Genomic DNA, 18,471 nt, shown 5'->3' with positions numbered 1-18,471 from the left:
GGCGGCGAGGTACACGATAGTACAGTGGCTGCACCGTTGCTCGGTACTATTCCATTGAAGAGCGTCAATGTCCTGGCGGACAAAGCGTACGGGACGCAGGCGCTACGAGACTTCATCACGTCTCAGGAGGGATACTACACAATCCCACCCAAAAGCAATGCAGTGAACCCCTGGCCGTGCGACTTCTATCTTTACAAGGAGCGACATCTAATCGAAGGCTTCTTCAACCAGATGAAGGAGTTCAGGCGTATAGCCACACGCTATGATAAGCTCGCGCATGTCTTTCTGGGCGCGGTTTACGTTGCAGCAATATGGGTATGGCTTAAGTAATTTTCAGACACACCCTAGTGTCGGTGGATTTGCTGAAAGTCTGCCAGGTAGAATCGGTATTCAGCAACCGGCTGGTGCCGAAGTAGCGCCGTCTTGATATTGGTACAAGAGCGCGTCGTGCTTCATCGCCACCATATATTTTGCCGACATCTTTTTCTAAGACCATCGGGTGTGGCCACCCCCGACGCTGCTGTCTGCGGCATAAAGTGTGGAGAGTGTGCTCAGTACCAGTGCAACAGTTATTACGACCACCGTTGCGACGGTGAGTTAGCGTGAAACAAATTTTCTCTTTTGCATTTCCCTCACAAGCAACATCTTTTTGCTTAAATACATGATAAAGTCAATTATGCCCCACTTATGACCGAAGTAGTTGAAGTGGAAGCTTGCAACTCACGCCCAGTGTATCGGTGCTTCTCTTGGAACCCTTGAGAAACTGTAGTCCAAACGTCTCACGACTCCTACGCGATGGTTACATCCGAGGGCGGCTGACAACGCCCTGACGACAAGTCAGGCCATGCCCGACCGGTTTGCTTTCTTTTGCTTCTTTGAGTCAAACGACGGCTCTTTGTCGCCGGCCAAATAACGCCGGCCGAGTTCAGTCAGGTTCATCGCTGCTACCCGGTCATCATTGGTGCGGAAGCCGCACTGCTTACAATGGTACTCGTGGAGCTGATGATTTCGAGCACTCTTGTCAATGGTGCCGCACTTGGGACAGCGCTGGCTGGTGTAGTGCGCATCTACTTTGATCACGATACAGCCATACTGCTGAGCTTTGTACAGCAAGAACTGTTCCAGCTGGTAAAAGGGCCAGCTGACCTGCTCGTACTTCTTATCCTTTGGTGATTTTTCCAGCGCTTCACGGATGTCATTCAGCTTTTCGATGGGAAACAGTGTCCCAGGCCCATAGAAGTCAAGGAGTGCCTTAGCAAGCTGGTGATTCATATTCGTCACCCAACCGTTTTCTCGATGACCGATTTTCTTGAGCCGCTGCCGGGCAGCGGAGGTCCGTTTCTGTTGCAGGTGCTTGCGCTGCTGCTTTCCGCGACGGCGTCTGTTGAGCAGCTTCTTACCGCTGATAAACTCAGTTTCACCGGTTTCATCATTATAGGCCGTGAGGATATTGATCAAACCGCGATCCATTCCGACTATCCGCTGGATACTTTCCAATGGAACATCCGGGACTTCCTGAGTCACACTGATGTGGACAAACCATTTTTGGCCTGATTTGATGACTTTTGCCGTGCCAAATTTCCATGCGCCGGTGAGATACTTCTCCCAATGGGTGGTAACGGGCGTGACAATCACTCGACCGCGAATGGTGTTCAGGGACAACTTCGCCCAGTTATCCAACACCGACCAATCCCGGTTGAACACCAAATCAACCTGCGGCCGTTTGAAGCGGATCGGGTACCACAAGTCCGTCAAGTCTTTAGCCCGTTCCTTGACCCATTTGCCAGTATCGGGATTCTTCCAACCCCAGTTCTTCTGGTGTTGAACTGTGTCCAGAGCCTTGTAGCGTGCCGCTACAGTGCGTGTGGTGGATTGGGCCATTTGGGATTTTAGATACATCGTGGACGTCTTATTCGTGAGCTTCTTGTAGAAGACTGAGTGGAGATAGAAGGCGCTGAACTTAAAATCCCGGTCGAAGACGTGCCGGCTAATCAGGTCGCAGGCATCGCGATAGTGGTTCATGGTTTCCTGCATGGCCGCTGGTCCAACAGTATCGTCTGGAGCGAACTTGATCTGCATTTTGAGTACTTGAGCGTTTTGCATACTAGCCTCCTTTAGTGGGAAAGTACGTTCTCGTTCTCTAAAACCAGCATACCAGATCGCCATAGCGAACAGTCAAGTCAAACGCTCAGCGATTTTCCCCCACTTACAGCAGAGAGACGTTGAAGTGGGAAAATCGCTGTTATTGGATGGGCAAGCATAAACCGGTACAAAAAAGTTTTTAAGGAAATGACGGCATATGGAGAAATGTGTGAACAGTTGCGGGAATATTGCGGATGGCAGCATTTGCTTATTGCGTATTGAAGGCAATCTGGCACTGGCCACGGTCACCACCGGCGCCATCTATCCCGCTGATCGCCCAACGGCTGTGAGATCACCGCCGTGACCACGATGCTGCGCTATGCCGGCGCTAAAGTCGACAAGATGCAGCTGGCCCGGGAAATGCCCCGGTCTAAGGATCCCAACAAGGGATACATCGGCAATCCCTGGGACCGTTCTGGTGTGACCATCTTCCCGCCGGCTTTGATAGGCCTGGTGCAAAAATACGCCGGCAACGCCATCAACATGACCGGCATGTCCTTCGATGCCATTCGTTATCAAGTCGGCCTGCGCCAGCACCCTGTCGTGGCTTGGCTGACACTGCACGGGTTCCCGTACCATGCCGTGGTCGTCATTGGCTATGATGCCAGCAACGTGACGTATCTCGACTGCTGGACGAACCAGCGGGGAACGATGAGTATCGCGGCGTTTGAGAAGAACTGGCAAACACAGAAGCGGCGGGCAATTTCGTATTGAGAAAGTCGAAAAACCACTCTGAATCCGTCGTCGAGATTCAGAGTGGTTTTTGTATGCCCGTTAGGCAGAAGCAGCCAGTGTTTCAGAGAATCTGCCGCATCTGGTCACGATCAATATCGGGGATAGCGCCAAAGGTACCGAATTTGTATAAGTTGGAAATCCGGTCAAAACCTTGGGTGTTCGGTACATCTTTGATATCAAACAACGAGTAGACCTGGCTTTCACCTTGAAAGTCCTTCTCGACGAAGAAAATTTGATCTGCCCGCAGTTCCGCATTCAGTAAACTCAAGGTATGGGTGGTCAGGATAAACTGATTGCGATTCTCAGCTGAGTTAAAGAGCCGCAATAAGGCACCGGATACCTCCTCATGGAGAAAGTCACTGAAGCCGTCGAAGACGATTACTTTTCGATCTCGCGCTTGTTGTGCGGTGAGCACCGTTAAGGCCATCATGATCATTTTTTGCGTGCCCTTGGACTCGGCGCTGAAGGGGATGGGCCGCATACCGGCTACGCTGCCCGATGGCGCATAAATGTTGTGGGATACGGATAGCCTTCTTTCGCCATTTTCCAGTTTATACACGACCAAATCCTGAACTTTGATGTCAGCTGCTTGCAGAAAGGATCGCACTTTGGCCTTGGCCTGTGGATCCTCCAGCAGTGTCAGCATCGATTTCGACAGCTCAGCCGTTGGCGTGAAGAAAATCAAGTCGTTAGCAAACCACTGCACGACATTAGCGGCGTGTCTGTCACCAGCGGTGTATGCCCGGTGCAAGAACAACTCATTAGGGCGAGTGACAGCGGCCACCGATTTTAGACTGTTTGGTACGTTGGCGAAGCGATCCAACTCGCGGACAAAGTAGAGCACATTGGTCCCATTGATTTGGGCGGAGAGACTTTCAGAAGTAATTCGTTCCCTGGTGTAGGCCAAATCGTAAAAGTACGCAACGTTCTGGGCGACAAAGCTGAGTGAAAATGTGGTGGGCTTGTCAGTCATTTCTGTGCCGAACAAGAAGGGTGTATAAGTTGTTGAAAAATTGGCAGCCTGCGCCAGCGGATGGGTGATAATCTGCTGCATCGTTCGCAGTGCATCGATGATATTGGTTTTACCAGCGCCGTTAGCGCCGAAAAACATGATCGACTTTAAAACGGACGGCGTGGCATGCGCAAACGTATTGGTGTCCTCACGTTGTTGCAGGCGCTCTCCGGTTTCCATCGAGAAGTTAATGTTGTTCAGGGAACGGAAATTTTGGGCAAAAAAGTGGATAAGCATGTCAACAGCCTCCAAGTGTGGCGTCAGAATTATTTCTCCATAATACAGTGCGCCCGTGAAAAACACCATGCAAAGGAATCAGCGTATTGCCCAACCTTTGGTACAATATAAGCAGCATCACACTTCAAGGAGGCTTTCTCAAATGAAAATCGGATTTATCGGCACTGGGGTCATGGGCACCGGCATGGTCCAGAACTTATTAGCCCACGGTTCAGACGTGACAGTGTATAATCGCACTAAGGCCCATGCGCAAACGGTGATCGACACCGGTGCTAAATGGGCCGACACTCCGGCGGCGTTGGCACAACAAAGCGATGTGATCATCTCCATTGTTGGTTTTCCTAAAGACGTGGAGCAGGTCTACTTTGCGGACGATGGTGTTTTTGCCGGCGCACATGCCGGTCTGACCGTTATCGACATGACAACCGGGTCACCTGAGATGGCGAAAAAGATTGACGCCGCGGCTAAAAAGCTGACCAACGTGGCTGCCTTGGACGCCCCCGTATCCGGCGGCGACATTGGCGCCAAGAAGGGTACGCTGACGATCATGGTTGGCGGCGACAAGGATACTTACGAAAAGATGCTGCCGATCTTCCAACAGATGGGTACCAGCATCAGCTACTTCGGCCCGGCTGGCAGCGGTCAGCACATGAAGATGGCCAACCAGATCATGATTGCCGGGACGATGACCGGGATGACTGAAATGATGGTGTATGCCCAGGCGGCGGGGCTGGATCTCAAGCAAGCCTTAAAGACCTTGGCCGGCGGTGCGGCCCAGAACTGGTCGCTGGATAATTACGGTCCGCGGGTGCTGCAGGGGGACTATACGCCTGGTTTCTTCGCCAAGCATTTCTTGAAGGACTTGCGGATTGCCCTGGATGAGGCGGATCGGATGGGGCTGGAGTTGCCAGCAACCGCGGAAGCTAAGCATCTTTATGAAGTGATGGTGGATTCGGACGGGCTAGGCGACTTGGGTACGCAAGGGTTGATCAAGCTATGGTGGCAGAAGTAGAAGATCTGACGAAGGGGTAGAAGCCAATGGCCGAAGATGACATCTCGTGGGGCAAAGAGTACATGGACAAAATGCGCTCTTTACCGCACTACACGCAGGGACATCAAATCGTTGAAAAAATGGTTTTAAACCACGTGAGCACGGAACAGATTCTTGCTTTCACTGGCCTGACCGAGAATGAGTTCGCAGCAATGCTGGCTGGTGATGGTGCTTTTTCGGATCAGCAGTACACCGACCTTTTCGCTCAGATTGAGAAACATGGGCATAAGCCGGTACATGGTTCTGATCAGTCGTCAAAAGCAAACTAACGACAGGAGGGCTGTGGTGTGGAGGAACCTAAAGTTGCAAAGGGAGACGTCCTTTGGGGCAAAGCATACATGGATTATATGCGGTCGTTGCCCCATTACGCTCAGGGTCGAAAAATTACTGTCCAGATGATTCGTTACAATGTCACTGGGGAGCAGTTGCTGGCATTCACTGGATTTTCGGATCACGAGTTTGCGGCGATGCTGGCTGGCGATGGGGCATTCACTGATCAGCAGTACGAGAATCTCTATGCCCAGATTCGCGCCCATGGTCACAGACTGACCAAGGGGCTAGGTAATGAGGACGGTCGAGTATGATGGATGATAGTGAGTACGTCAGCGGCAACGAAATTGCCCGTCAATGGCGTGAAATGCCCCATCGCAAGCAGGCTGACAGAATTGTTAATGAGATGATCCACAATCATCTCACTGCTGAAGAAGTCTTTGCACTTAGCGGTTTGCCCGAGCACGAATTTGCCCGCATGCTTGCTGGTGATGGGGCTGTCACCAATGCGCAATATGAAGCGCTCTACACGCAGATTCAACTGCATCGCCGCGACTCGGTTAACGATCATAATTGATAGGAGTGAGCGTCAGTGAATGAGGACGAATTTCTCTGGGGCGAAGAGTACATGGACAAGATGCGCTCTTTACCGCACTACGCGCAAGGGCATCAAATCGTTGAAATAATGGTTTTATACCACGCGAGCACTGAACAAATCCTTGCTTTTACTGGGTTGATCGATAATGAATTTGCGGCGATGTTAGCTGGTGATGGGGCATTCACCGATCAGCAGTACGAGAATCTCTATGCTCAGATTCGCGCCCATGGTCACAGACGGACCAAGGGACCCGGTAATGAGGACGGTCGAGTATGATAGATGATAGTGAGTACGTCAGCGGTAAAGAAATTGCTCGTCAATGGCGGGAAATGCCCCATCGCAAGCAGGCAGACAAAATCGTCCTTGAAATGATCGACAACAACGTCTCCATCGAACAAGTACTGGATTTTACCGGGTTTACTGACCACGAGTTTGCCCGGATGCTGGCCGGTGATGGGCCATACACCCAGCAACAGTACGACGACCTCTACGCCCAGATTCGTGCCCACCAAACCCCAGTTAAATAGCGCCCCAACGGCTTTCTGCCAAAAATTTAAGCAGAAAGCCGTTTTTCTTTGCCGTTTTCCCCCGCCCCATCCGTTGTTATCAATGTGAGGCAAGGCGGGCCCGCCGGCTTACAAAAACCACACCGATGGAGGAAAAAACAATGGCTAAAACTTGGTTAAGCAATTCCGTAGCATTCTCTCTGACGAACGACACGTATGACAACGGCACGCTGGATCGGCGGTTCAATAATATCGCCGAAGACGCGACGCCCGAGCAATTGCTTGCCGTGGGGGATGCGCTGACAACGCTGCATGCCGGCGACATTCTGACCACCACGATTCTCACCACCAAGGCGCAAATCGCCTAACTCGGCCCGAGTCAACTAAAGGAGGAAAAACCGCATGAAGCAATTACAAATGAAGTACCACACGTCCGCAGGCAAGAGCAAGACTTTGTCCGTGAATTATGTCGACCAGAACCTGACCGGGGAACAAGTGAAGAAAGCGATGGGCACCATCGCCGCTTCCAAAATCTTCATCAAAGACGCCGTGTTCCTGTACGATGTGCCGGTTTCGGCGAAGTATGTGGAACGCACTGAAACACCGCTTTTTGATGACGAAGCTGGCGAAAGCACTCCAGAAGTGCCTGAAGTCCCTGAAGCAGCTCCGGCAGCTCGTTAGTCTCCTGCGGGCAGTGCTGAAGAAGTGAGAAAAGGGGGCAGCCCATTGGCGGAGCCGCCCCCTTTTCATTACATAAAACGAGTTAATAATTATATTTCAAGGTACCGGTTGAGGCCAATACCCACTGGTTACCGCCCAGGCTATGATAGATCTTGCCGCCCACTATGCGATCTTGGAAAGTCTTCCACTGCGACTTGGCTGGCAATAGCCCAACGGCTTTCATCTGGCCATTCACGAACTGGTACTTCGCTACGGACCAAGTCGGGTGCGCCGGATAGTTAACCGTGAAGATATTGCTGTTGATCCGGACGCCATTAGCATAGGCGGTCACATCCCGCCGGGCGACCCATTGGTTACCGCCTAAGTTATAGGCGTTCTGAGAGGTGAAGACACCGCTTTGCTGGCCCTTCAGGTAACTAAAGTACTGCCACTGACTGCCGGCCGCTAAGGTGCGGCCAGTCGTCTTGGTCAAGGTCTGATCCGTATAAATCGGGGCGCCCTTTGTGCCAACGATAACCGTACCGGCACCTTTTTCAACCGTATAGACAGCTGGATTCTCTTCATAGAAGTAACCGCCAGCTGGCACCCAGCCCTGGGCCAAGTGATAGGCCGTTGTTTGCCCCATGGTATTCACTGCGATTTGGTCGTAGGCGACGCCGTTTTCGCCCATTGGCATGGGAATGAACGTCAATTGGGCATACCCGGTATTGATTTGCTTCATTTCCGGATCTTTATACGTCGCAATACCGTCATTGTAATAACTGAGATACAGCTTGCCGCTCTTCTTCTGGGCCGTGATTTTACCAGTGGCAGTGGGCGCATTGGACACATCAATGTTTGCTACCCATTGTGTGCCGCTCACTTTATAGGCCGTTACGCCAGTGGTCGGACTATTCAGTATCGCACTGTAGCGCCACGCTGAGCCGAAAGCCAGATGACCATTGACCGATGTCAGACTGGCCGGATCGCTGTATGTGTTGGCCCCGCCACTGCGGGCAATATACACTACTCCCTTGGCCGGAGTGACCACGCCGTCCCCCTTGGTTTGAGTCGTGGCGGCGCTTACGGTTGCTGGCTGTGCAACAATTGGCGTTATCGCCAAGGCCCCAGCGCTCAACAGGGCCGTCGCAATTAGTAAATGTTTGAACTGACGCATGATAAAAGTCTCCTCTCACACCATTGCTGGTATTCACAATCTGGGAATAGCGTAGCATCGCTGGCATGTAAGCGCAACAAATATGCTATCCATAGGCAATATTTTAACATTTAGAAGCGAACGTATGCTTGCCTTATCCCAATCGATACCGTATCATGAAGGTATGCGAACGTCCGTTCAACAACCGAGCAGACGAACATCATCTTAATTTAGCAATGGAAGGTGTTAGTATGGCGAACATCTATGATCCGCCGCGCAGCAAGTGGCTTTATCCCGATCGGGGCATGGTGAAGTGGCTGGGCTTCTTTCTCAGCGACCACACCGCCGCGTTGGAACAGGACAGCGATACCGGCCAGCCGGTGGGCACGCCCCAGGTCCAGCAGGACGAAGCAACGATTGGCGCGCTGCTGGATAATGCCTATCTGACGGGGGAGACCGTCCATATTCAACTGAACGTGTTAGAAAATGACCATTTTCCGCCGGACGCGGTGGGCACCGTTGCCGGTTTTTCGAATGACGGCCGGGTGCTGCTCTACACGACCCATGGCGCCAAGCAGCTTAATGTGGCGGCCATCCGTAATATTCGCGCCGAAGAACCGGCCAAATGGTACCGTGCCGGGGTGAATAATTATGGCCAATAAGGAAGAAAAGACGCCGCTATCCGACCCGACCGCGCTGCCCCGGCGGGACTTCATGTGCATCGACTGCAAGTCCTTCTACGCCAGTACCGAAGCCATCAAGCGCGGCATCGACCCGCTGGCGGCCAATATGGTCGTGCTCTCCCGGGAAGAAAGCAGCGGCGGCCTGGTTCTGGCCGCGTCGCCGTACTCGAAGGAAACCTATGGGGTGAAACTAGGCACCCGGCGTTACGAAATCAAACCGCAGATGAACCTGACCATCGTCGAACCACACATGGCTGATTACATTGACCGCAATATGCGCATCAACCACATCTACCAGCAGTTCACCGACCGGCCCCACTGGTTCCCGTACTCCATCGACGAATCCTTCCTGGACGTCTCCGGGTCCCACAAGCTGTTCGGCGACAACGACGAGATTGCTGCCCGCATCCAGCACAAAGTGTTCACCGAGACCGGCATCGTCACCACCGTCGGCATCGGCCCCAACCCCTTGCTGGCTAAGCTGGCCCTCGATAATGCAGCCAAAAAGAAGACGCCGTGGCGGGCTGAGTGGGATTATGCCGATGTACCGGCAACGGTGTGGAAAATTGCACCGCTGGACGACATGTGGGGCATTGGCAGCCGGCTGGCGAAACGGCTCAACGCCATGGGGATTTATACAGTCAAGGAACTGGCCCATGCTAATTTGAAGATGCTGGAAAAAGAATTCGGTATCCTCGGCGATCAGCTCTATTACCATGCCTGGGGAATCGATTACTCCAATTTGGAGCACCGCTACGTGCCCCGGAATGAGACCCGGGGCTACGGCAATTCTCAAGTGTTGATGCGGGATTATACCACCTTTGAAGACTGCACCACGATCATTCGGGAGATCGCCCACCAGGTGGCCGCCCGGCTGCGCCGCCACCAAGTCCAGTGCGAGATCATCGGCATCAATATCGGGTATGCGGAAGAAAGCGACCAGCGCCGCGGCTTTTTCTCCGCCCAGACCCGTGTCACACCGACGAACCTGGACGACGAGATCGCCACCATTGCCGTTTACCTATTTAATAAGAAATGGGACGGCAGCCCTATCCGCAACGTCGGCGTGCGCTGCACCCGGATCTCGGAACAGCACAGTCTCCAATTGAATGTGTTCGAGACCGGCCAGCACACTCTGGACCGGGCCCAGTTGGACCGGGTGATCGATAACATCCAGACCCGTTTCGGCGTCAAGGCGCTGGTGCGGGCTTCCAGTAAGACGAAAGGCGGGACGGCCATTGATCGGGCCGACCTGATTGGCGGGCATCATGCGTGACGAAAGCAAGTTGTTATTAAAACGCTACGACCATTATTTCTTGCGGGAATACAACTACCGTTACTGGCTGGTCATCGTCAAAAACCGATTCGATAACGTCTACGGCTTCTTTATTGAGTCCCAGAAGAAAGGCGAGGCCATTGTCCACTCCAATGAGTTGTTGTCCTTGCCCTTTGCCAGCGGCCTGTACGCCGAAGTTTTGGCCGACCTCAAGGCCCATTCCCACTTGCGGATCGTTCCCCGGGATACTGCCCACCTGGAGAAACTGGTCCCCGCCGTGACCTTCGACCCGCTCCACGGCCACCGCCACAGCACGGCCTATCTTCCCACCGATAAAAATAACAAGCGTTCTTAAACAGATATAGACCGATTTTGGGCAATGTGACAACACTGTAAGTTGAATGTCACCATTCTTTACCTTATCGTAATATATAACCCCCGGATTTGCGGTAGGATATACCCAACTTGAACTTTCGTCAGGGAATATCGGTCTAAGGATTGAGGAAGACCAATGCCGCTATGATATACTTAAAAGGAATCGTTAAGGAAAGCTAACGGATGTTTAACGCGAGGTGTAACCAATGATGAAGCCAAAGAAGAATACCATGTTCACGTCTAGGATCGGCCGCTTGATTGGGGCTGTTCTTTTGGCCGGGGTCCTCACGTTGACCGCCGCGGGCATCGTCGCTGTACATAATGCGCGGGCGGCGACGGACAACAGTACACCGCCGACGAGCCAAGCCGATACAGGTAATAAAAATGACGACCAATCGGATGACTCGTCCGGTCCGTCTAACGGCGACTCCAATACCGGTGTCAAGGAAGTCAGCGGCCAGATCGTACCGGTGGATCCTTATCAGCAGTCCCTGAAGGTGCCAGCGACCAGTTACGGCCCGGTGCAAGAGGGCACTAGCATTGATGTGCCGGTGGTTGCCGGGTATTACCCAGAGGACAGTCAAGATGTGGATTCGCTGGTGGTCGGCGTTCAGGTGCAAGTCCCCAAAGAGGGCGGTACGATCTATGTGACGTATCTGCCGACCAAGAATCCCGGCGGCGACACAGGCGGCAACGGCGGGACCGGGTCTGGTTCTGGGAGCAGCAGCGGCGGTCAGAGCAGTGGCGGCAGCAGCACGCCCAGCAGTACCCCGAGTACATCAACCAGCCAACCGTCTTCCCAGCCGTCCAGCAGCAGTACGAGTTCCGACACGCCCAAGATTCCTGACGGGCCCCGTCAGAACAAGAGTACCAGCAGCAAGAAGTCGTCCAGCACGACCCAGCAGGCGTCTGGTCAAGACAGCGACAGTGCCGCCAGTTCGTCCAGCAAGCCCTGGTACAGCTGGTTCACCGGCTGGTTTAGCGGCAACAAGAACAGCCAGTCTTCATCGTCCAGTGCAACCAGCAGTAAGAAAGGCAGCACGTCCAGTTCAGCGAAGAAGGACAGCGCCGATAACGACAGCAGCAGCCAATCCGCCGCGACGCACTTGAAGAGTGCAGCGGGTAAGACAACTAAAAGTCACACGCAGTGGCTGGCCATTGGCATCACCGTCGTGAGCGCCGCGCTGCTTGGCGGCGTACTGGTCCTCCTGTGGCGGCAGCGGCGTAAGAGTTAACCATACAAAACTTAATCAGCAACAGTGAAACGCGGCCCATTTTGGCCGCGTTTTTGTTATGCTTAGGAATAGAAATTATCAGAACGAGGAGCCAAAAAATATGACCGCCATTGATCTCGCCATTGTCTTACCCGCGTATAACGAAGAAGCCGTCCTGCCCATTTCCTTGCCCCGCTTAGAGAAACTGCTGGACCAAATGATTGCCGACCAGCTGGTGACGCCTAAAAGCCGCTTAGTGTTCGTCGACGACGGCAGTCAAGATCAGACCTGGCCGCTGATCCAGCAGGCCCAAACCGAAGACCCCCGGGTCACCGGCGTGAAACTCAGCCGCAACTTCGGCCACCAGCGCGCGCTGCTGGCCGGCTTAAGCGTCACCGCGCCATTAATGGATGCCGTCATTTCCATCGACGCCGATCTCCAGGACGACATCAATGCCATTCCCAAAATGGTCAAACAATTTCAAAACGGTTACGACGTCGTCTACGGCGTGCGCAACGACCGGCAGACCGACACGGCCTTCAAGCGGGGCACGGCTGGGATGTTCTACGGCCTGATGAACCGTCTCGGCGTGCAAATGATCCCCAACAGTGCCGATTTCCGCCTGCTCAGCCAGCGGGCGGTGAAGACACTGCTTTCCTTCCCAGAAGAAAACCTCTTCCTCCGCGCGATGGTCCCCCTGGTCGGCTACCCCAGCACCACCGTCGAATACGCTCGCCTGCCCCGACCAGCAGGGGAGTCCAAGTATCCGCTGAAAAAGATGCTTTCCTTCGCCTTCGACGGCATCACCAGCTTCTCCATCGAACCGATCCGGCTCGTCATGGATATCGGTTTTCTCTTCGTTTTCATCGGCATTGCCGCCTTCATCTACTCCCTTGTCCAGCATGGCCGCGGCCGGGTCGTGCCGGGGTGGACCTCCATGTTCTGCTCGCTCTGGATCATCGGCGGTGCGTTGATGATTGCCATCAGCGTGCTGGGAGAATACATCGGCAAGATCTACACCGAAGTGAAACGCCGGCCGCGGTTTATTATTGAAGAGGATACCGTGACCCCATCGGAGAAAAAATAGGTCGTAATTGGCAGCAATTTTATCCGATATGCAACTTCCCAGACGTTCCGTAGTACTTTTTCTGCGAGTTGTTGTTATAATGAAGCTACATGGTAAGTGGTGGTTGAGAAAGAGCGGCCGCTTGCTGATTTTATTGAGGGAGAGGGGAAAAAGTCATGGAGAAAAAGCGGCATTTTTGCTGGTTCTTGGGGTTACTGGTCATTCTGCTGTTTGGAGTCATCGGGACTGCTCGGGGACAAGCACAAGCAGCTGCACCTGGTGCGACGAATAGTTTAACAGTCCATCAGGTTTTGACGGTATATAGCGGCACGGGTAAATCCGCCCAAGCAACTGGGGAGAGCGTTCAGCCTGGTCAGCAAGTCAAGATTGGTGATATGACTACTGTGGATGGTTACTCTTGGCTGGGTCTGGGCGACGATCGCTGGATTAGCTTTGACCCCAGCGCAAATCCAACTTACGAGAGCCGGTTGTGGACCCGCACGCCGATCACTATTTATCGTGGCTTGGGGGGCCATCGGATAAAGACCGCCGACAGTATTGCTGCTGGGACGGGGAAGACAGTTACGGCCTATATTGACTTGGACGGTAGTCCATGGTATCAAGTCGGTAAAGATGAGTGGGCAAGCACTAGTAGCCGGTATAATCCAGTGTCGGCCCAACAAACTTTGCAATTGTCATTCACCACTACGGTTTACACGGGAACAGGTATGCAACGACGGGCAACGAGCAGGACCCTGCCGGCGTTGTCTAGTGTAACTTACACTAACACTCTTACAGAGGGCAGCACGACGTGGTATAACATCGGTAACGACGATTGGGTGACTACAGATCCGGCATACAATCCAGGCTTCGAGCAGTACGTGTATGTGCCGACATCTGTACCGATTTGGACAACTTATACGGCCAATCGAATCAAGACGGCACAAATAGTATCTGGTAACACTAACCAGGTGCTCCAGGGCACCGTTTCGCTCAATGGGGTGAAATGGTATAAAATTGGTGTTAATCAATGGATTACGCTAGACAGCGCTACGAGCAGTGCGGCAGGTCAGAAACCGACAGGGCCCACTGCGAAGCGTATCGTGACGTTATTGGGGACAACAAATATCTTTACTGCGCCAAACGGAGCAGCTATTCACCGGATATTGAAGAATGGCACTCAATGGCGCTATTTCACGAGCCAGGTCATCAACGGCAGTACTTGGTATAACTTAGGCGGTAAGCAATGGGTCACCAATGCTCAAGACACAACGAATTGGGAAAAAAAGGCAGATACTATCCAATTTCCAATTCTGATGTATCATGAGCTCGCTGACAATCAGCCAAATAATAGCTGGTATGTACCTGTTAGGGAATTCGCCCAAGAAATGCAGTGGCTGCGCGACAATGGCTACTACTTCTTAAATACGCAGGAGGCATATACGGTTTTAACGACTAACCAGGCTCCTAGCGATAAGTTGGTTTGGCTGACGATGGATGACGGCTACGAGAGCTGGTTCACTAAAGGGTTGCCGATTATTCAGCAAAACGGTGTGCACGGGACGATGTTCCTAATCACCAACACGGGTGGGTTGACCCGTCAGCAAGCAGTGATCATGAAAGAAAATGGCATGGACATTGAGTCCCATACTGTGAACCACTTTGATTTGAGCCAACTGCCGGATTATCAGCAAAAGCAGGAAATGCTGGGTGCCAAACAATACTTGGATAGTACCTATCAGCAGAATACCACCGCCATCGCTTATCCTTACGGCAATTATAACGACGCTACCAAAACCGAAGCAGCCGCCAGCGGTTACACGCTGGGGTTGCGAATTCACGATGGGTTAGCCAGCAAGGACAATGGGTTGTACAGCTTGAATCGGATCAAGGTTTCCCCTGGCCTGACGGCCGCTCAATTCCAGTATTTAGTGGAACACGGCAAAGACCAAGAGGTTTCTGGAATCGTCATTGGTCCGCCAATTTTAAAGTGAGCAAAGATTTTCTCAAGGCGCATCAAACGGTGCGCCTTTTGCTTTACATTGCATTGACCAGCGGATGATAATGAAGGCTAGATTAATTGGGGGAGTTATGGAGAAATGAAACGGATTACCACATTTATCATTGGTCTGTTGATCGGTGGAGCCATTATCGGTGCGGCCGGCATTACGGTTTACTATTCTTATGTCCGGCCCCGGCACGTGGCTGAAGTTAAGCGGGAAACCGAAAAAGATGCCGCTGACCGTAGCAGTCTAGCCCTCCGGGTCAGTGATTTGAATAAAGATCTCCAGGCCGCGAGCAAAAAGCTGCCAGCCCAGCCGGGCCAATCCAGCGTCAATAAACTTAGCAGTACCGCCGAAGCCCAATTGGTCAAACGCCTGAACAGCGAGCAATTCATCGGCACGGTGTTGATGGTTCGCAACGGGACAATCATTTACCATCAAGGTTTCGGATACGCAGACGCCAGTAAGAAGCGTTTGAACACAGTAAAATCAATTTTTCAAATCGGTTCCACTCAAAAGTCGCTCACCGCGATCGCCTTGGCCCAGCTGATTGCCCAAGGGAAGGTGCACTACAGTGACAATATTCATCAATATTACAGTCAGATTCCAAGCAGCCATAATATCACCATTCGCCAGATGCTCGACATGCGCAGTGGCTTGATCTATACATTAGGGGCGCCAAAGGCCGTGCTCACGGACGCCCAGGTAGTCCAACGCAACTTGGATAATCTAGTTTATGACGCGGCCTTTCACGGTAAGCAGAACTATCAGGCAGTGAATTTTGTCTTGCTGGCTGGAATTATTGAGAAAGTCAGCGGTCAGAGTTACGAACAATACATCACCCAGCATCTATTCCAGCCGCTTAATTTCACGAATGCCCAGGTTGGCTTTGCATGGAATTTTGCTAAACAGGCTAATCGGACCGTCAGCTACGTCGCTAAAGACGGCATCGGTACTTACGGCGAAACCATCACTGAGAAGCTGGCTGATATGCGTGGTGAACTAGGCACGGGCAATATCTACACTACCCCATACGCCCTTTACCAGCTTGAGCGCGCCATTAATCAGGGCAAATACATTAGCACTGACGACTTGGATACGCTGCGGGATACGACGGACGGGCAATACGGGGGCGGGGTGTATAACTTCCCGGATTATGTTTATTCCCACGGTGTCAAAAACTATCAAGACCTAGTCTTCGCCATGAGCAAAGACGGTAATACTGCAATCGTTTTGATGTCCAACCGGCCATATGAGTATAATAAAGCGCTGGACAAGGCCAAATGGTATTATAACTTTGCTCAAACCGCTGAACTGTCCGATTAACTTACAGAACCGTAAGAAGACTTCTCCGTTTTGTCTTGGCGAGACTGCTAGCGTACGTTATACTAATACTGGTTTCTATGACGTCGGTTGGTTAATCACAGATCATGGAGGGACTCTATTACAATGAAAAACACAAAGTATGTTGGGTTAGTTGCAGCAGCCTTATTGGCTGTTGCGCCAGTTGCCGCACCTGCAGTGACGGCAACAGTTGCCCAGGGAAATGGGACAGCACAAGCAGCAGCAAAGACAGTGCCATATTTTGAAATTGGCAGTGTTACCTACCAAAGCGGTGTAACGCTTGATGTCCTCAACAAAAATCAGATTTATGACACAAGCGAATCCGGTGACGATATTTTTACCGCAGTTTTGGCTCAGGCTAAGAAGGACTTAGTTACTGATCCCGTTCTGACGGCTTATTACACCAGTGATGCAGGCAAGAAGACCGCGTTGAAATTTGGTGCAGGCCAATTTGACCGCGGGACGTACACGTATGCGAAGCTTGGTAAGTACGTCGACAGTTTGGATAAAGCTGGTAAAACGACTATTCCGTTTACTGTGACAAATCCTGATACCGATGAGAAGGCAACAGTGAACATTACCGTTACCGTTCGGGATTCGGCAAAAGCACCCTACATTAAAAATGCTGGCAAGGCATATATTGAGAAGGGTGCAAGTTTCGACCCGACTGCGGGTGTTGGTTTTTATGAAAATGAGGACGATTTGACCAATTTGGGCACGTCGGCTTACACGATTGACCAATCCAACTTGGATCGTAACACTCCTGGCGATTACACGATCACTTACACGGTAAAGAATACGGCTGGTCTCACTCGGGTGCTTAAACGGGCCGTGACAGTGATGGGCGATTCCGTTCCGGTCTTCACGTATCAATCCGCTAAGAACACTACGAAGACATACAAAAACGGCGAGGCCGTGGCATTGAATGATGCGGATGCCAAGGCTTTGACCTTCAAGAAGAATGTTTCTTTTGACGATATTACAGCAGCTCTAAAGGCCTTGGTCAGTGAGGATGGCAATTTAACAGCCACGTACACACATTACTTTAAGCCCGGCGATTCAAGCACCACTGATCATTACACCGTAACGCCTAAACTGACTAGCCAATTCAGCAGCAACGATGCTGTGCGTGATGTCATTGACAGCACGGCTAGTGATGCCAGCTACGATGTTCCGGTCACGGTTAGAAACGGCAACGACGATAAGGTATCCGTCAAGGTGCCGGTGGTTGTTGGGACGCCTGCGGCATTGACCCAAACCAATAAGGATCAAGTGGTTTATATCAATGCTGACACTACTGCGCAACTGTATTCGGATAAAGGCACGACCAAGGCAATCAGCGGTCGGACCCTCTCGGCAGGCTCCGCTTGGAAGTCTCCGGCGGTCGTTACTGATGCTAGCGGCAAGATTGTCGCATACAACCTAGGTGGCAATCAATACGTAAAGGCCAGTGACGTTTCGACTTCATCAGCCAACATTGCTTATCAAGTCAAGACCCAAACTGTAGCGATTGGCAATCAGTCGGGCGCCCAATTGTATAGCGATCCGACAACCAGCAACGCCATTTCCGGGCGGACATTGGGCTACGCGACTTCCTGGGTTTCTTACAAGGAAGTCTATAACAATGGCACTCTGATTGCTTACAATTTAGGCGGTAATCAATACATCAAGGCCAGCGATGTGACCAATGACCAAAGCCAGGCCGCGTCTGGAGTGTTCACCATCTCTGTACCGAGTCACCCGACTTGGGGTACAGCCTTCTACAACGATTCCTTGCAAGCTAAGGGCATCCTGCCCGGTGGTTCCAAGTGGAAAGTGTTCGCCATCAAGACACTTGGTGATGGCAAGCAATACTACAACTTGGGCGGCAACCAATGGATTCGTGCTGATTACGGTCGTTTAACTAAGTAATCATTCGTGAACGATAAGCATTGATTTGAATAGGTATCTGGAATCCGGCATCTCTGGTTCCAGGTGTCTATCCCGAATTGTCAAATTAAGTGCAACAGTGAAGACTCATCCATGTGAATTGGTTTAGGTAGTGGGCAGGGATTCCTCCAGGCCCAGGGGGGAGGCCTGGAGCGCCGCGATTGCGCTGCGGTATCCAAGGCACTTCCTTAACCGGTGGTTTAAGACATCTTGG

At 52.1% G+C, this 18,471-nt stretch carries 21 protein-coding genes; 18 read left to right on the top strand and 3 right to left on the bottom strand.

Annotated elements, in window-relative coordinates; translation table 11 throughout:
• Positions 1 to 330, top strand: a 330-nt coding sequence (locus H627_RS0113180; protein ID WP_027829326.1) for an IS5/IS1182 family transposase, incomplete at its 5' end; no start/stop codon positions are given.
• A 507-nt stretch (positions 331 to 837) separates the two neighbouring features.
• Here H627_RS0113180 and H627_RS0113175 read toward each other — a convergent pair.
• Entirely contained in the window at positions 838 to 2,103 is a 1,266-nt protein-coding gene (locus H627_RS0113175; protein ID WP_027829325.1) for an RNA-guided endonuclease TnpB family protein, read from the bottom strand.
• A 330-nt stretch (positions 2,104 to 2,433) separates the two neighbouring features.
• Between H627_RS0113175 and H627_RS18410 the strand changes: the two genes are divergently transcribed.
• Positions 2,434 to 2,856 (top strand): C39 family peptidase, encoded by a 423-nt coding sequence (locus tag H627_RS18410; RefSeq protein ID WP_226999228.1) that lies wholly within the window; start codon positions 2,434 to 2,436, stop codon positions 2,854 to 2,856.
• Between the two features lie 82 nt (positions 2,857 to 2,938).
• Here the strand turns inward: H627_RS18410 and H627_RS0113160 are convergent, their stop codons facing one another.
• A complete protein-coding gene (locus H627_RS0113160) occupies positions 2,939 to 4,126 on the bottom strand; it encodes an AAA family ATPase (protein ID WP_027829324.1) in 1,188 nt (395 codons plus the stop codon).
• A 67-nt stretch (positions 4,127 to 4,193) separates the two neighbouring features.
• Here H627_RS0113160 and H627_RS0113155 point away from each other — a divergent pair, with 67 nt between their 5' ends.
• The 8 genes from H627_RS0113155 to H627_RS0113120 all read left to right on the top strand — a co-directional run bounded on the left by H627_RS0113155 (position 4,194) and on the right by H627_RS0113120 (position 7,232).
• Positions 4,194 to 5,138, top strand: coding sequence for an NAD(P)-dependent oxidoreductase (locus tag H627_RS0113155; protein WP_081674922.1), 945 nt, complete (start codon positions 4,194 to 4,196; stop codon positions 5,136 to 5,138).
• A gap of 26 nt (positions 5,139 to 5,164) precedes the next feature.
• Positions 5,165 to 5,446 (top strand): hypothetical protein, encoded by a 282-nt coding sequence (locus H627_RS0113150; RefSeq protein ID WP_027829322.1) that lies wholly within the window; start codon positions 5,165 to 5,167, stop codon positions 5,444 to 5,446.
• 18 nt (positions 5,447 to 5,464) lie between these two features.
• A complete protein-coding gene (locus H627_RS0113145; protein ID WP_027829321.1) occupies positions 5,465 to 5,761 on the top strand; it encodes a hypothetical protein in 297 nt (98 codons plus the stop codon).
• Complete coding sequence (locus tag H627_RS0113140; RefSeq protein WP_027829320.1) at positions 5,758 to 6,024, top strand: hypothetical protein; 267 nt, start codon at positions 5,758 to 5,760, stop codon at positions 6,022 to 6,024. Before H627_RS0113145 ends, H627_RS0113140 begins: the two co-directional genes overlap by 4 nt.
• Positions 6,025 to 6,039: 15 nt before the next feature.
• Positions 6,040 to 6,321 carry a hypothetical protein gene (locus H627_RS0113135; protein ID WP_027829319.1) on the top strand — a complete coding sequence of 94 codons (282 nt, stop codon included), beginning with the start codon at positions 6,040 to 6,042 and terminating at the stop codon, positions 6,319 to 6,321.
• The gene (locus H627_RS0113130; RefSeq protein ID WP_027829318.1) at positions 6,318 to 6,572 is read left to right on the top strand and encodes a hypothetical protein; all 255 of its coding nucleotides are present in this window, start codon (positions 6,318 to 6,320) and stop codon (positions 6,570 to 6,572) included. Before H627_RS0113135 ends, H627_RS0113130 begins: the two co-directional genes overlap by 4 nt.
• Positions 6,573 to 6,712: 140 nt before the next feature.
• Positions 6,713 to 6,919 (top strand): DUF1659 domain-containing protein, encoded by a 207-nt coding sequence (locus H627_RS0113125; protein WP_027829317.1) that lies wholly within the window; start codon positions 6,713 to 6,715, stop codon positions 6,917 to 6,919.
• Between the two features lie 34 nt (positions 6,920 to 6,953).
• Positions 6,954 to 7,232 (top strand): DUF2922 domain-containing protein, encoded by a 279-nt coding sequence (locus H627_RS0113120; protein WP_027829316.1) that lies wholly within the window; start codon positions 6,954 to 6,956, stop codon positions 7,230 to 7,232.
• Between the two features lie 82 nt (positions 7,233 to 7,314).
• Here the strand turns inward: H627_RS0113120 and H627_RS0113115 are convergent, their stop codons facing one another.
• Positions 7,315 to 8,388 carry a hypothetical protein gene (locus H627_RS0113115; protein WP_027829315.1) on the bottom strand — a complete coding sequence of 358 codons (1,074 nt, stop codon included), beginning with the start codon at positions 8,386 to 8,388 and terminating at the stop codon, positions 7,315 to 7,317.
• A gap of 230 nt (positions 8,389 to 8,618) precedes the next feature.
• Here H627_RS0113115 and H627_RS18405 point away from each other — a divergent pair, with 230 nt between their 5' ends.
• The 8 genes from H627_RS18405 to H627_RS0113075 all read left to right on the top strand — a co-directional run bounded on the left by H627_RS18405 (position 8,619) and on the right by H627_RS0113075 (position 18,239).
• Complete coding sequence (locus tag H627_RS18405; RefSeq protein ID WP_051225438.1) at positions 8,619 to 9,029, top strand: hypothetical protein; 411 nt, start codon at positions 8,619 to 8,621, stop codon at positions 9,027 to 9,029.
• Positions 9,019 to 10,326: a Y-family DNA polymerase gene (locus H627_RS0113105; RefSeq protein ID WP_035441089.1), complete on the top strand. Its 1,308-nt coding sequence runs from the start codon at positions 9,019 to 9,021 to the stop codon at positions 10,324 to 10,326. The genes H627_RS18405 and H627_RS0113105 overlap by 11 nt, the downstream gene beginning before the upstream one ends.
• Positions 10,319 to 10,681: a hypothetical protein gene (locus H627_RS0113100; RefSeq protein WP_027829313.1), complete on the top strand. Its 363-nt coding sequence runs from the start codon at positions 10,319 to 10,321 to the stop codon at positions 10,679 to 10,681. The genes H627_RS0113105 and H627_RS0113100 overlap by 8 nt, the downstream gene beginning before the upstream one ends.
• A 226-nt stretch (positions 10,682 to 10,907) precedes the next feature.
• Entirely contained in the window at positions 10,908 to 11,936 is a 1,029-nt protein-coding gene (locus H627_RS0113095; protein ID WP_027829312.1) for a hypothetical protein, read from the top strand.
• Between the two features lie 100 nt (positions 11,937 to 12,036).
• The gene (locus H627_RS0113090) at positions 12,037 to 13,002 is read left to right on the top strand and encodes a glycosyltransferase family 2 protein (protein ID WP_027829311.1); all 966 of its coding nucleotides are present in this window, start codon (positions 12,037 to 12,039) and stop codon (positions 13,000 to 13,002) included.
• A 155-nt stretch (positions 13,003 to 13,157) separates the two neighbouring features.
• Positions 13,158 to 14,975: a polysaccharide deacetylase family protein gene (locus H627_RS19465; protein WP_051225437.1), complete on the top strand. Its 1,818-nt coding sequence runs from the start codon at positions 13,158 to 13,160 to the stop codon at positions 14,973 to 14,975.
• 105 nt (positions 14,976 to 15,080) lie between these two features.
• Entirely contained in the window at positions 15,081 to 16,310 is a 1,230-nt protein-coding gene (locus H627_RS18395; RefSeq protein ID WP_051225436.1) for a serine hydrolase domain-containing protein, read from the top strand.
• Between the two features lie 123 nt (positions 16,311 to 16,433).
• The gene (locus tag H627_RS0113075; RefSeq protein WP_027829310.1) at positions 16,434 to 18,239 is read left to right on the top strand and encodes an immunoglobulin-like domain-containing protein; all 1,806 of its coding nucleotides are present in this window, start codon (positions 16,434 to 16,436) and stop codon (positions 18,237 to 18,239) included.
• Positions 18,240 to 18,471: the final 232 nt, after the last annotated feature.

Origin of the sequence: Schleiferilactobacillus harbinensis DSM 16991 (assembly GCF_000425885.1) — a bacterium.
Classification (GTDB): Bacteria; Bacillota; Bacilli; order Lactobacillales; family Lactobacillaceae; genus Schleiferilactobacillus; species Schleiferilactobacillus harbinensis.
This window is presented reverse-complemented; position numbering and strand designations above follow the sequence as displayed.

Bases quoted from the DNA above. Each gene is read 5' to 3' on its own strand.
- H627_RS0113175 (WP_027829325.1), bottom strand. From the start codon at position 2,103: ATGCAAAACGCTCAAGTACTCAAAATGCAGATCAAGTTCGCTCCAGAC.
- H627_RS0113160 (WP_027829324.1), bottom strand. From the start codon at position 4,126: ATGCTTATCCACTTTTTTGCCCAAAATTTCCGTTCCCTGAACAACATT.
- H627_RS0113155 (WP_081674922.1), top strand. From the start codon at position 4,194: ATGCAAAGGAATCAGCGTATTGCCCAACCTTTGGTACAATATAAGCAG.
- H627_RS0113150 (WP_027829322.1), top strand. From the start codon at position 5,165: ATGGCCGAAGATGACATCTCGTGGGGCAAAGAGTACATGGACAAAATG.
- H627_RS0113140 (WP_027829320.1), top strand. From the start codon at position 5,758: ATGATGGATGATAGTGAGTACGTCAGCGGCAACGAAATTGCCCGTCAA.
- H627_RS0113130 (WP_027829318.1), top strand. From the start codon at position 6,318: ATGATAGATGATAGTGAGTACGTCAGCGGTAAAGAAATTGCTCGTCAA.
- H627_RS0113125 (WP_027829317.1), top strand. From the start codon at position 6,713: ATGGCTAAAACTTGGTTAAGCAATTCCGTAGCATTCTCTCTGACGAAC.
- H627_RS0113120 (WP_027829316.1), top strand. From the start codon at position 6,954: ATGAAGCAATTACAAATGAAGTACCACACGTCCGCAGGCAAGAGCAAG.
- H627_RS0113115 (WP_027829315.1), bottom strand. From the start codon at position 8,388: ATGCGTCAGTTCAAACATTTACTAATTGCGACGGCCCTGTTGAGCGCT.
- H627_RS18405 (WP_051225438.1), top strand. From the start codon at position 8,619: ATGGCGAACATCTATGATCCGCCGCGCAGCAAGTGGCTTTATCCCGAT.
- H627_RS0113105 (WP_035441089.1), top strand. From the start codon at position 9,019: ATGGCCAATAAGGAAGAAAAGACGCCGCTATCCGACCCGACCGCGCTG.
- H627_RS0113100 (WP_027829313.1), top strand. From the start codon at position 10,319: ATGCGTGACGAAAGCAAGTTGTTATTAAAACGCTACGACCATTATTTC.
- H627_RS0113095 (WP_027829312.1), top strand. From the start codon at position 10,908: ATGATGAAGCCAAAGAAGAATACCATGTTCACGTCTAGGATCGGCCGC.
- H627_RS0113090 (WP_027829311.1), top strand. From the start codon at position 12,037: ATGACCGCCATTGATCTCGCCATTGTCTTACCCGCGTATAACGAAGAA.
- H627_RS19465 (WP_051225437.1), top strand. From the start codon at position 13,158: ATGGAGAAAAAGCGGCATTTTTGCTGGTTCTTGGGGTTACTGGTCATT.
- H627_RS18395 (WP_051225436.1), top strand. From the start codon at position 15,081: ATGAAACGGATTACCACATTTATCATTGGTCTGTTGATCGGTGGAGCC.
- H627_RS0113075 (WP_027829310.1), top strand. From the start codon at position 16,434: ATGAAAAACACAAAGTATGTTGGGTTAGTTGCAGCAGCCTTATTGGCT.